General features: G+C 63.2%; 13 protein-coding genes. 7 read left to right on the top strand and 6 right to left on the bottom strand.

Annotated features, from left to right (window positions below):
* Window positions 1–5 precede the first annotated feature (5 nt).
* The 6 genes from IVA88_RS12440 to IVA88_RS12415 all read right to left on the bottom strand — a co-directional run bounded on the left by IVA88_RS12440 (window position 6) and on the right by IVA88_RS12415 (window position 6211).
* A complete protein-coding gene (locus tag IVA88_RS12440; RefSeq protein WP_247497548.1) occupies window positions 6–854 on the bottom strand; it encodes a transketolase in 849 nt (282 codons plus the stop codon).
* Window positions 851–1879 carry an aminoglycoside phosphotransferase family protein gene (locus IVA88_RS12435; RefSeq protein WP_247497547.1) on the bottom strand — a complete coding sequence of 343 codons (1029 nt, stop codon included), beginning with the start codon at window positions 1877–1879 and terminating at the stop codon, window positions 851–853. Before IVA88_RS12435 ends, IVA88_RS12440 begins: the two co-directional genes overlap by 4 nt.
* Window positions 1876–2487 carry a hypothetical protein gene (locus tag IVA88_RS12430; RefSeq protein ID WP_247497546.1) on the bottom strand — a complete coding sequence of 204 codons (612 nt, stop codon included), beginning with the start codon at window positions 2485–2487 and terminating at the stop codon, window positions 1876–1878. The genes IVA88_RS12435 and IVA88_RS12430 overlap by 4 nt, the downstream gene beginning before the upstream one ends.
* A 5-nt stretch (window positions 2488–2492) precedes the next feature.
* Window positions 2493–3494: an SDR family oxidoreductase gene (locus IVA88_RS12425; protein ID WP_247497545.1), complete on the bottom strand. Its 1002-nt coding sequence runs from the start codon at window positions 3492–3494 to the stop codon at window positions 2493–2495.
* A gap of 28 nt (window positions 3495–3522) precedes the next feature.
* Window positions 3523–5091: a PfkB family carbohydrate kinase gene (locus IVA88_RS12420; RefSeq protein WP_247497544.1), complete on the bottom strand. Its 1569-nt coding sequence runs from the start codon at window positions 5089–5091 to the stop codon at window positions 3523–3525.
* Between the two features lie 91 nt (window positions 5092–5182).
* The gene (locus IVA88_RS12415; protein ID WP_247497543.1) at window positions 5183–6211 is read right to left on the bottom strand and encodes an SDR family oxidoreductase; all 1029 of its coding nucleotides are present in this window, start codon (window positions 6209–6211) and stop codon (window positions 5183–5185) included.
* Between the two features lie 164 nt (window positions 6212–6375).
* Between IVA88_RS12415 and IVA88_RS12410 the strand changes: the two genes are divergently transcribed.
* The 7 genes from IVA88_RS12410 (at window position 6376) to rplA (ending at window position 11733) form a co-directional block, all read left to right on the top strand.
* The gene (locus IVA88_RS12410; protein ID WP_247497542.1) at window positions 6376–6963 is read left to right on the top strand and encodes an SIS domain-containing protein; all 588 of its coding nucleotides are present in this window, start codon (window positions 6376–6378) and stop codon (window positions 6961–6963) included.
* A gap of 12 nt (window positions 6964–6975) precedes the next feature.
* Window positions 6976–7947, top strand: a complete 972-nt coding sequence (locus IVA88_RS12405) for a lysylphosphatidylglycerol synthase transmembrane domain-containing protein (protein WP_247497541.1) — start codon at window positions 6976–6978, stop codon at window positions 7945–7947.
* A 112-nt stretch (window positions 7948–8059) separates the two neighbouring features.
* Entirely contained in the window at window positions 8060–9352 is a 1293-nt protein-coding gene (locus IVA88_RS12400) for a class I SAM-dependent methyltransferase (RefSeq protein WP_346657587.1), read from the top strand.
* A gap of 377 nt (window positions 9353–9729) precedes the next feature.
* Entirely contained in the window at window positions 9730–9921 is a 192-nt protein-coding gene (gene secE, locus IVA88_RS12395; protein ID WP_135166019.1) for a preprotein translocase subunit SecE, read from the top strand.
* Window positions 9921–10475: a transcription termination/antitermination protein NusG gene (nusG, locus tag IVA88_RS12390; protein WP_007602985.1), complete on the top strand. Its 555-nt coding sequence runs from the start codon at window positions 9921–9923 to the stop codon at window positions 10473–10475. The genes secE and nusG overlap by 1 nt, the downstream gene beginning before the upstream one ends.
* A 130-nt stretch (window positions 10476–10605) precedes the next feature.
* Window positions 10606–11034 carry a 50S ribosomal protein L11 gene (gene rplK, locus IVA88_RS12385; RefSeq protein WP_007602986.1) on the top strand — a complete coding sequence of 143 codons (429 nt, stop codon included), beginning with the start codon at window positions 10606–10608 and terminating at the stop codon, window positions 11032–11034.
* A 6-nt stretch (window positions 11035–11040) separates the two neighbouring features.
* Window positions 11041–11733, top strand: a complete 693-nt coding sequence (gene rplA / locus IVA88_RS12380; protein ID WP_247497539.1) for a 50S ribosomal protein L1 — start codon at window positions 11041–11043, stop codon at window positions 11731–11733.
* The last annotated feature ends 39 nt before the right edge of the window (window positions 11734–11772 follow it).

Below are 11772 nucleotides of genomic sequence, written 5' to 3'. Positions count from 1 at the left end.
GCCGATCAAAAATCGCCGACGGCGACGCGGATGGCGTCGAGCTCGCTGTCGGTCAGCTTGTTTTTGTGATGCCAATCGGCGTTGGATTCCGCCGCCGGCAGACCCTTGCCCTTCACGGTATGGCAGATGATCGCGGTTGGCTTTCCCGGAACGGCCGGGATCTGCTTCAGGACGGTGCGCAGGGCGCCGACGTCGTGGCCGTTAAGCTCCTGCACGGCAAAGCCGAAGCTGCGCCATTTGTCCGCGAGCGGCTCCAGCGGCAGGACGTAGTCGGTGGGGCCGTAGCTCTGCAGCTTGTTGTAGTCGATCAGCGCGACCAGATTGTCGAGCCCGTGCTTGGCCGCGCCCATGGCGGCTTCCCACACCGATCCCTCGTTGATCTCGCCATCGCCGAGCAGGACGAAGGTGCGGTAGGTGCGCTCGCGCATGCGCGCGGCGAGCGCAAGTCCGACACCGATCGACAGGCCGTGTCCTAGCGCGCCGGTCGACGCCTCGACCCCAGGCACCATTCCGTACTCTGGATGTCCGCCCAAAATACTGTCGGGGCCGCAGAAGCTGTCCAGCTCCGACAGCGGAAAGAAGCCGCGATCGGCCAAGAGCGCATAGAGCGCCAGACACCCGTGTCCCTTGCTGAGGATGGCGCGGTCGCGGGCTGGATCGCGCGGGTTGTTCGGATCGATCCGCAACACGTCGTCGTAGAGTACACGGACCATCTCGATCAGCGACAATGCCGGACCGACATGTCCGCGTCCTGCGGAGCGGACAGAGCCGAGGACCAGGCGGCGCAAATAAAGGCTGCGCTCGTCCAGCGTGCAGGCGAGGGCAGCTTCAGCGTGGGGTGAGATCTGGATCACGTCTGCGAATCGTTTGGGTAAATCGTTTGGTGGAGCCGTCGGGCTTTGTCGAGCTGACCGGCAAGGCGGACCGTCAGATCGCCACCTTGCGCAGCCATGGCGCGCCGGGAGCGGCTTTCCGGCAAATAGGCATTCAGGACAATCAGGCACCAAATCGCCACGAACACAGGATACAGCACGTCACGGCGGATCGCAAACGCGTCATCCCGGGCCTCGAAGGTACGCGACAGCCGTTCGATCAAGCGATTCGCGCTCGCCTCGGGCAGATCGCTGCCGGGGTGAATTGCGGTGTCGGACACGAGCTTGACCGGATCGTCCCAGCCAAAATATTCGAAGTCGATGAATCGCAAGCTCCCGTCTTCGGCGCGCAGCGCGTTGTGCAGTCCGAAATCTGACGGACTTAGCGCACGATGGACGGGCGCAAGGTCCGCCGCCGGATCCCGCCCCAGTTCCGCATAGCGTCGGCGGAGCTGCCGAATCGCGACGACAGTGCTGGGAACCAGGCTGCCCTCCATGAACGCGCGAAGGTCGGGATGATCATCCGAGGCCCGCCTCAGTCTGTCCAGGCGCTGCTCGTACTGGGCGATGGCTGCCTCGGGCGAAAAGACGCTGGCCGAGGCGTTCCGCAAATTCTGCGCGCCTTCGGCGTCGCGCAGTTTCTGCAACTCGATCAGGAAATCGGCGAGCTGATCGGCATCGTCGCCTTGAGGGCGCAGCACCGCGGCCTCGCCGTCGAACCATTGGTATAGCGCGCAGAACGCATCCGCGTCCTTGGCGACCGGTCGCGGCGTCGACATGATGCCGTGGCGCGACAGAAACGAGAGTGCGTCATATTCCTGCCCCAGGCGATCGCGTCCGTCGGACGGATAATGCTTGAGGGCAAGGGGCGCTCCCTCTGCCATCTCCAGTCGAAATACCCTGTTGTTGCCGCCGGACCGTGCCGGCTGGGCGGCAGCAACCCGCGCACAGGCCAGGCGGCTGCCGATCGCCATCGCATCCGGCGCGGTGATGTCGGTCTCGCTCATGCCGCAAACACCTCGCGGCGGATATCGGCCCATGTCGCGATCGGCTTGCAATGTTCGGGGTGGGGAGGCTGCGACCGCGTGAACAGGATCGATCGCGTGGTCTTCGGAAAATGCGGTTGCTCGAAGACATCAACGAGATCGTCGATGAAGATATCGAGCTCCAGGCTCGCAAGTCTCTCGACCTTGGCGGCCAGCGTGTCCTCGAAATAGACGTCGCCGATGTCCAGCGCCGCATCCGCAGCGTCGATCAGGTTGGCGCCCCGTAGCCAGCTGCGCGCGGCGGCGCGCAGGTCGGTGCGGTCGGGGTCCTGATGACCGAATCGGGTCTTGTGGCTGACGATGGAGACCTTCGAGCCGGCCTGCTTGCACATTGCCAGGAATTCCCGCACCCCCGGATAGATTTCGGCGCCGCCAATTCCCTTGCCGTAGGCGAAGCCTTGCAGTCCTTGCCAAGCGAGTTCGCCGCCCTCGCGGGACCGGAGATGATCCCGCACATCGGTCTTGAGCCCCTCCCACCCCTCCGGGACCAGCCCACGCTGACGGGCGACGGCGGCGAAGACCTTGTCGTAGCAGATGATCGTGTTGTCGAAATCGATGCCGATCCGCACGCCGCTCACTTCAGGCTGATGTTCTGCATCATCTTGATATTGAAGTACCGGGGGTCGTTGAGCGAGTTCGGCAGGCGGCCGGCCTTGAAGGCGTTCACGAGGCCGGACACGGCGTTCTCGATCGTGTGGGTCGGCGCAAAGCCGAGCTCGCGGCGGATCTTCTCCGAAGAGACGTGGTACGAGCGGAGATCGTCGGTCGGCTCGACGACGACGTCGACATTGCTGCCGACCACCGACTTTACGATGTCGGCGATCTTCATCAGCGAGTGGTTCTCGTAGCCTATATTGTAGGTCTTGCCGTCGATCTTTGCGTCATCCTGCTGGAGCAGGAACAGATAGGCGGCGGACATGTCCTCGATGTGCAGGTTGGGCCGGCGCTGCGTTCCGCCGAACACGCGGATGCGGCCGGTGTTGACCGCGAGATTGGTCAGGATGTTGACGACGACGTCGAGCCGCTGCCGCGGTGCGTAGCCGCAGACGGTGGCGGGACGAACCGTGCAGGCGACGAAACCGGACGCGGCCTCGTCGGCAAGGTCGGTCTCGCACATCGCCTTGAACTTCGAGTAGTCCGTGAGCGGCTCGCAGGACAGGTCCTCGGTCACCTCGGCCTCGTCCTTGATGCCGTAGACACTGGACGAGGAGGCGTAGATGAAGCGCTTGATGCCCGCCTTCTTGGCGGCGCGTACCATCGGCCGGAAGCAGTCGTAGTTGATGGACTTGCCGAGCCCCGGATCCAGCTCGAATGACGGGTCGTTGGAGATGCAGGCGAGGTGGATCACGGCGTTGTTGCCGCGCAGCGCCTCGTTGATCGCGGCTTCATCGCGGATGTCGCCCTTGATCAGGCGCAAATTGGAGTTGGTGCGGACGGCATCGAAGACGTCCTCGCCATACATGAACAGGTCGAGCACGGTGACCTTATGGCCGGCGGCGAGCAACTGCGGAACCAGCACGCTGCCGACATAGCCGGCACCACCGGTGACCATCACATTCCATGTTTGATCAATCACTGTCGTTCTCCAGTATCTGCCGTTCGCGTTACTTCAACAACGCGGTGACGAATTTGACCAGCGGCACCTTCTCGACCGAGCTACGGTGGCCGACGATCCCGACCTTGATCGCGCCGGCGGCGTTGCCGATGAAGGCGACGTCCTCGATATGGCCGCCGGCGGCGACCAGCGGCGCGGTGATCGTCAGGAACGCGTCCCCCGCGCCGACGGTGTCGACGACGGTTTTGGTGAAGGCGGGAACGCGCGTGACGCCGGTTTTGGACGAGAACGGGTAGCAGCCGAAAGAGCCGTGCGTGATAATCATGTTGTTGCAGTCGATCTTGCGGTGCAGGCCGACCTCGATCACGGAGGCGATGTCGCTGAACTTGTCCGTTGCCGCCAGACGCGCTTCCGGTGCGTCGATGCAAATGTAGTCGGCCCGCGGGTACTTCGTGATCAGATTGTAGCCGTGATTGCCGCTGTTGCTCTGGGCGTTGACCGCCAGGAACCTGGAGTTGGCGATCAAAGTGTCGATCGTGCTCGACGCGATCATGCCGTGACCGAAATCGGTGACGATCACCACGTCCGCGCCGCGCACGCGCTCGGCGGTGATGCGGTCGATCTCCTTCCGGTCAGCCTCATCGAGCGGCGTGTCGTCCATGGTGTAGACTTCGAACAGCTTGTGAAGGTATCCCAGCTCGACGAACCGCGATTTGCGGGTCGTCGGACGGCCCTGAATGCGGATCGGCGTCAGCGTGACATTCGGGCGGATATGCGCGCGGATGAACTCCTCGGGATAGTCGTTGCCGCCCAGCGTCGTGACGATCTCGACCGACTTGCAGAAGCTCGCGACATGGTTCGCCGCGGCAATGACGCCGCCGGCAAATTGCTCGCCGTTCTTGAATAGCGTGGCGACGATGTTTTCCTTCGAGGCCTTCCCGAGCGCCGTGACGTATTGGTACTCGTCGACGATCGTGTCGCCGACCAGCACGACGTGCATGTCCTGCACCTTGTCGATCAGCTTCAGCAGGCGATCGGCGCCGTCACCTTCACGGACCTTTTGCAGATAGTCACGGAGTGGAGGATCGTAGATGTCGAAATACCGGTTCACGAGCGATGAGGAGCTGAACGTCACGTCGCGCGTGAACACGATGCGTCCGCCGTGACGCTCGACGGCGTCGCGCTCCGTCCGGATCTTGCCGGTCACGTCGTCTTCGGGGTTCTCGTAGTCGGAACCCTTCACGTAGATGTCCGGCCGCACCGTATCCAGGATCGGTTCGGCGCTGGAGGTGTGATTGATGCCGACCCAATCGACGTTTGCGAGCGAGGCCAGCATCTCGGCCCGCATGCTTTCGGGGAAGATCGGCCGACCCGGTCCCTTGTTGACGTAGCGGTCCGCCGTGATCGTCACCATGACGACGTCGCCTTCGTTGCGCGCCGCCTGGATGTGCCTGATATGGCCGAGATGCACGAGGTCGAAGACGCCGTGGCAGAGTGCAACCGTCCGTCCCTGCGCTTGCGCGGATCGCGCGATCTCGCCCAGTTCCTCGATTGTCTTGATCTTTTCGTGCGTCGCCAGTTGGTCGTTCGACGCGGGATTGTCGGTCGGATTACCCATCTTGATCATCCCAAAGCGCCGGCCGGTCTCAGGCGGCGAGTCTCCAATTGGTCGGTCGACGGCAAGGGCGTTGAGGTCGAGACGAGTCTGCTCAACGGCTTGTCTTCTGCGGCGTGCTGGACGCCGTGTCGTTGTCGCCGCCAAGATACTTGAACCAGTCCTTCGTGGCGTCCGCGATCTTGTCCACTGTCCAGAGCGGCGCGTCCTTGTACTGATCCATCGACTTCAGCATCGTCGCGACGCCGTCCTCGAATTTCACCTTCGGCGTCCATTTCAGGATGCGCTTGATCTTGGTGATATCGGCATAGGTGCAATCGGGCTCGCCGGGACGCTTGGGAATGTGGACCTTGTCGCCGCCGAGAAGCTCGATCAGTCGGTTGACGCTGTAGGTGTTGTCGGAGCCGACGTTGAAAATTTCGTTCGAGACCTCGGAGCGCGCCGCGGTCACGAAGGCGTCGGCGACATCGCTGACGAAGGTGAAGTCGCGGGTCTGCTCGCCATCGCCGACCACCGTGAAGGGCTTGCCGGCGAGCTTCTGCGCCATGAACACGCCGAACACGGCGCCGTAAGTGCCCGTGGTGCGATGGCGCGGCCCGTACACGTTGAACAGGCGCAGCGCGACCGCGGGCAGCTTGTAGACCTGGCACCAGTGCATGACGCACTGTTCGCCGAGATTCTTGGTGAGCGCATAGGGATACATCGGCCGGATCTCGGCGCTCTCCGGCGTCGGATAGGCGTCGGGAATTCCGTAGCAGGATGACGACGCGGCATAAACGAAGCGGCTGACGCCCGCCTGCCGTGCAGCCTCGAGAACGTTGACCGTGCCGTCGACATTGGCGCGATGATACGGGATCGGGGACTCGATCGAGGGAACGATGTCGGCCAGCGCCGCGAGATGGAAGACCCAGTCGATGCCGTCGAAATGCGGCTTGATCGATTCGAGTTCGGTGACGTCGGCCCGCACGATCTTCAGCCGGCTCGAATCGGCGCGCGACGCCAGATTTTCAGGACGTCCGATCACGAAATTATCGAGCGCGATGACGTCGTGGCCGTCGTCGAGGAGGCGATCGACGAGGTGACTGCCGATGAAGCCGGCGCCACCAGTTACGATGCATTTCATGGGGAACATCCGTGATGCGAATGCCCAGCGAAACAGGCCCGCCAATTTGAGTCGAACTCTCAAGCCGACTAACAGTCGCTCGCACCTTTTGCAAGTATTATCCCTTTGCAATCCCTAGTAATAGCCGGTATCAGGGCGCCATGTTGCAGTCGAGCCGCGAGCCCATGCCCGCCGAGTCCGTCGATCCCGATCACAAGGCTTTCCTCGACGATTACGTGGGGCGCCTCCATCGTGCGACGGCGGTTGACGACGGCGTTTTCGCGAGGATCTCCGCCACCCGCGCAACCTGGTTGCGCGCGCGCGAGCAGGGCGGTCGCGTCATCTTCATCGGCAACGGCGGCTCGGCCGGCATCGCTTCGCATCTCGCGATCGATCTGGCGAAGAACGCATCGGTGCCCGCACACTGCTTCAGCGACGCCAGCATGATGTCGTGCCTTGCCAATGATTACGGTTTCGAGGACTGGCTCGCGCATGCGGTGCGGCTGAGCGCCCGCGCCGGCGACTGCCTCGTCGCGATCAGCTCGTCGGGGCGCTCGAAGAACATTCTCAATGCGGTCGCGCAGGCGCGGACGATGAAGCTCGACGTGATCACGTTGTCGGGCATGAATGCGGACAATCCGCTGCGCAGTCTCGGCGACGTCAATTTTTACGTCGATAGCCGCAGCTACAACATTGTGGAGACCACGCACCAGTTCTGGATGATGGCCGCGATCGACCTCGTCATCGGTCGCGCGGAATATCCGGCGTCCTGAGGCGGGGATCCGATGCAGTCGCGGTTCAAGCAGGCGGCTCTGTTTTCGGTGAAGCTGCTGCTGTCGATCGCGGTGCCGGTTTACATCGCGCGCGGGCTCGACCTGCAGCAGTTGCGGACCCATCTCGTCTCCGTCGATCCCTTCCTGTTCGTCCTCGCCCTGGCGCTGATCTTCGTTCAGACATTCGTGCTCAACGGTCGGTGGAGGCTGATCATGCGCGCGCTCGGCGTGTCGCTGGATTGGCTCGCCGGCTGGCGGATCCTCATGATCAGCCTCTGGTTCAACCAGGTGCTGCCGTCGTCGGTCGGCGGCGACGCGGTGCGGATGTGGCTGCTGCGGCAGCGTGGCGTGCAGTGGCCGGACGCAGTCAAGGGCGTTGCGGCAGACCGTTTCACCGCGTTGATCGGGCTGATCGTGCTGATGGTGGCGGGATTGCCGTTCCTGATGTCACGCGTGTCCAATCAGGCCGCGATCCTGGCCATCGGCGGGCTGACGCTAGCCGGCGTCGCCGGCACCGTGGTCCTGTTGACGCTCGATCGTCTGCCGAAGCGACTCACCGCGCTTCCCGCGATCGCAAGCTTCGTGCGGTTCGGAACGCTCGTCAGGTTTCTTCTCCTGCAATGCGAACGCCGCGGTTTGCTGTTCGGATCGGCGCTCCTCATCCATCTCGTGACGGCAGTGGCCTGCTACGCCTTGGCGCGCGGCGTGGGAGCGCAGCTCTCCCTGCTGGACGCCGGCATCCTGATTCCGCCGGTGGTGCTGTTAACGGCTGTTCCGATCTCGATCAGCGGCTGGGGCGTTCGTGAGGGGGCGATGGTCGCCTGTCTTGGCCTCGCAGGCGTTCCTTCCGAGGAGGCGCTCTCGGTCTCGCTCCTGCTGGGTGCCATCAGCGTGATTGTCGGCCTCGCAGGGGGCGTGATCTGGCTGGTTAGGTCCGGAGCGCGGCTCGTATTCAGCAGACAATGCGGCGAAGGCTGCGAGTGATTCGCCGAACTACGGGTTGGCGAAGGCCGAGGAGGTATCGAGCCACCCTTGACCCTCTTGACCATTGCCGTCGATCTGATCACCACGGGGTGAGATTGCCTCACCCGCTTGCATGTCTCCGTTTTCCGGTTCCATGATGAAAAACCTGTTTTACGTCCGCCATACCTGCCGCCTCTGTCATTCGGACAAGCAAGAGCTGGTCGTCCCGATGGCAGGCATGCCCATTGGCACGCCGAACTTCCAAGTGCCGAACGCGAGCCTCGATGATCCCGTCTTTCGCGCCGCGGTGCCGATGGCGTTGCATCTGTGCGCAGATTGCGGCCACCTGCAGATTCTCCAGGTCGGCAATCCGGAGATCCAGTACCGCAACTACGTCTACACCACCTCGCTCTCGCTTGGCCTGCGGGAGCATTTCGCAGGCTATGCCAACGACGTCGTCAGCCGGTTCGCCATCGCGCCGGGCTCGCTGGTCGTCGAGCTCGGCAGCAACGACGGATCGCTGCTCGGCTTCTTCAGGGAGCGTGGCATGCGGGTGCTGGGTGTTGATCCCGCCGTCGAGATCGCGCGGCGCGCGACGGAAGCGGGGATCGAGACCATCGGCGATTTCTTCACCGATGCCATCGGTCGCCGCATCCTGCAAAGCCACGGCGCGGCCAGCGTCGTGATCGCCAACAACATGATCGCCAATGTCGACAATCTCGATCCGCTGGTAATCGGGGTTCGCGACGTGCTTGCGCCGGACGGCCTGTTCGTTTTCGAAACGCAGTACGGCGTCGATGTCACCGAGAAGAACCTTCTCGACACCGTCTATCACGAGCATCTGTCGTATTTTAACATCAAGCCGCTGACGCGCTTCTTCGGCCGGCTCGGCATGGAAGTGATCGACGTCCAGCACATCGAAACCAAGGGCGGTTCGATCCGCGTGACCGTGCAGCGTGCCGGCGGCGCGAAGAAGCCGTCCGCGGAGGTCGCGCGCTTCATCGCCGAGGAAGATCGGCTCGGCGTCGACCAGCCGGCCTACTATGCGCCCTATGCGAAGAGGATCGCCGCCATCCGCGACGATTTGGTCGCGATGGCCGATGCCGCCCATGCGCGCGGTCAAGTCGTGGCCGGCTACGGCGTCTCTGTCGGTACCACGACCCTGCTGCCGCAGTTCGGCCTGGAGAACAAGATCGACTTCCTGGTGGACGATGATCCCAAGAAGGGGAACGTGATGGCCGGCCCGGGCTACGACATCCCGATCTTGCCGCCCGCCGCCCTTTACGAGCGCAAGCCGGCGTTCGTCGTCGTCTTCGCCTGGCGCTATGTGGACCCGATCCGGGCCAAGCATGCCCGCTATTTCGCCGAGGGCGGAAAATTCGTTGTGCCGTTGCCGGGCATTTCGACGATCGACCGGGCCGACTGACCGTGCAGGGTCGCTAAAGGGACGGCTGGTGGGGCGCGCCCCGGTGGTGTGGTCCTGCTAGGAACCGGCTGAGGTCTTGGGAGCGGCTTTGCAGGCGGCGGATAAGCCCTTGATCGGTCTGATCTCTGCTGGGTCGGCGGCGGAGGTCGGTTTACCCGGGCGAGCCCTCGCTATCTTGACCTTTGGTCCCATCCGCAGTAGATACCGCGCACTCGCAGCCGGCCCGTTAGACGCGGATCTCCGGCGCGGCTTTGAAATCCCCGAACAATCGAGCCCGGTTTCCGGCTCATCCTTCGAGACAGAGGGCTGGGCCAACGGCGGCTGTTCGGATCCCTGAAATTCATTCGCGTCTGTCGACGGACGTTGGACATCAAGCGATGGCAGTCAGCCCGTTCAAGTTCTTGCAGGAAGTGCGCTCGGAGACCGCCAAGGTCACCTGGCCGACCCGCCGGGAGACCACGATCACCACCATCATGGTGTTCGTCATGGTCGCCGTGGCCTCGATCTTCTTCTTCGCCGCCGACCAGGTTATCCGCGTCCTCATCACCTTCCTTCTGGGCATCCACTGATGGCAACAGCAACGGCTCAATTGTCTGACAAGCGCTGGTACATCGTCCACGCCTATTCGAACTTCGAGAAGAAGGTCGCCGAATCGATCCGCGAGCAGGCCAAGCAGCGCGGGCTCGAGGAGCTGTTCGAGCTGGTGCTGGTTCCGACCGAGAAGGTCACGGAAGTACGCCGCGGCCGCAAGATCGACGCCGAGCGCAAGTTCTTCCCGGGCTACGTGCTGGTGAAGATGAAGCTGACCGACGAGGCGTTTCATCTGATCAAGAACACGCCGAAGGTCACCGGCTTCCTCGGCGCCGAGAACAAGCCGATGCCGATCTCGGAAGCCGAGGCCATGCGCATCCTGCACCAGGTGCAGGAGGGCGTGGAACGGCCGAAGGCGTCGGTGTCGTTCGAGATCGGCGAGAACGTGCGCGTGGCCGATGGCCCGTTCGCCTCGTTCTCGGGTGTCGTCGAGGAAATCGACGAGGCGCGCTCGCGCGTGAAGGTCGCGGTATCGATCTTCGGCCGCGCCACGCCGGTCGAACTGGAATTCGGTCAGGTCGAGAAGGTCTGATCGGGTAGGCGTGAGACTTCGGTCTCACGCAGCAAGAGGCCGTGGGAGGGAGAGGGCGGTTGCCAGCCGCATCCGACCCAGACCACGAACCTGAAACCGCCGGCCCAAGCCGGCCCAACAGGAGTGATACATGGCAAAGAAAGTGACCGGATACCTGAAGCTTCAGGTCCCGGCCGGTGCGGCGAATCCTTCGCCCCCGATCGGTCCCGCGCTTGGTCAGCGCGGTCTCAACATCATGGAGTTCTGCAAGGCGTTCAACGCCCAGACCCAGAAGGAAGAGAAGAACACCCCGATCCCGGTGGTCATCACCATTTATGCGGACCGTTCCTTCACCTTCGAGATGAAGACGCCGCCGATGTCCTTCTTCCTCAAGCAGGCTGCCAAGATCCAGTCCGGCTCCAAGGCTCCGGGCCGTGACAAGGCCGGCGCGGTGACCAAGGCGCAGGTGCGCGAGATCGCCGAGAAGAAGATGAAGGATCTCAATTGCGATTCCATCGAATCGGCCATGAAGATGGTCGAGGGCTCCGCCCGCTCGATGGGCCTGGAAGTGGCGGGGTAAACGGACATGGCAATCGGAAAGCGTTTGAAAAAAGCCCGCGAAGGTGTTGATCGCGAAAAGCTTTACCCGCTCGCGGACGCCATCAAGATGGTCAAGGAACGCGCGAAAGCGAAGTTCGACGAGACCATCGAGGTCGCGATCAATCTCGGCGTCGATCCGCGTCACGCCGACCAGATGGTCCGCGGTGTCGTGACCCTGCCGAACGGCACCGGCCGTACGCTCCGCGTCGGCGTGTTCGCCCGCGGTGCCAAGGCCGATGAAGCCAAGGCTGCAGGTGCCGATGTCGTCGGCGCCGAGGACCTGGTCGAGAAGGTGCAGAACGGCACGATCGATTTCGACCGCTGCATCGCCACCCCCGACATGATGCCGCTGGTCGGTCGCCTCGGTAAGGTGCTCGGCCCGCGCGGCCTGATGCCAAACCCGAAGATCGGCACCGTGACCATGGACGTCACCGGTGCGGTGAAGGGTGCCAAGGGCGGCTCGGTCGAGTTCCGCGTCGAAAAGGCCGGCATTCTGCAGGCCGGCGTCGGCAAGGCCTCGTTCACCGAGGAAAAACTGGTCGAGAACATCAAGGCTTTGGCTGACGCCGTCTCCAAGGCCAAGCCGGCCGGTTCCAAGGGCACCTACATCCAGCGCGTTGCGGTGTCCTCGTCGATGGGCCCCGGCGTGAAGGTCGAGCCGGGCACCATTCTCGGCTGAGATTTGGAAATCGCATGAGGCGAGGGGCGGAATTGGGCA

The organism is Bradyrhizobium sp. 149, assembly GCF_023073915.1.
In the GTDB taxonomy this organism is placed as follows: domain Bacteria; phylum Pseudomonadota; class Alphaproteobacteria; order Rhizobiales; family Xanthobacteraceae; genus Bradyrhizobium.
Note: the sequence above shows the minus strand (reverse complement) of the source record. Positions and strands in the feature narration are given on the sequence as shown.

Coding starts and splice junctions, on each gene's coding strand:
- rplK (WP_007602986.1), top strand. CDS start 10,606: ATGGCAAAGAAAGTGACCGGATACCTGAAGCTTCAGGTCCCGGCCGGT.
- IVA88_RS12405 (WP_247497541.1), top strand. CDS start 6,976: ATGCAGTCGCGGTTCAAGCAGGCGGCTCTGTTTTCGGTGAAGCTGCTG.
- rplA (WP_247497539.1), top strand. CDS start 11,041: ATGGCAATCGGAAAGCGTTTGAAAAAAGCCCGCGAAGGTGTTGATCGC.
- IVA88_RS12415 (WP_247497543.1), bottom strand. CDS start 6,211: ATGAAATGCATCGTAACTGGTGGCGCCGGCTTCATCGGCAGTCACCTC.
- secE (WP_135166019.1), top strand. CDS start 9,730: ATGGCAGTCAGCCCGTTCAAGTTCTTGCAGGAAGTGCGCTCGGAGACC.
- IVA88_RS12420 (WP_247497544.1), bottom strand. CDS start 5,091: ATGGGTAATCCGACCGACAATCCCGCGTCGAACGACCAACTGGCGACG.
- IVA88_RS12435 (WP_247497547.1), bottom strand. CDS start 1,879: ATGAGCGAGACCGACATCACCGCGCCGGATGCGATGGCGATCGGCAGC.
- IVA88_RS12410 (WP_247497542.1), top strand. CDS start 6,376: ATGCCCGCCGAGTCCGTCGATCCCGATCACAAGGCTTTCCTCGACGAT.
- nusG (WP_007602985.1), top strand. CDS start 9,921: ATGGCAACAGCAACGGCTCAATTGTCTGACAAGCGCTGGTACATCGTC.
- IVA88_RS12400 (WP_346657587.1), top strand. CDS start 8,060: ATGTCTCCGTTTTCCGGTTCCATGATGAAAAACCTGTTTTACGTCCGC.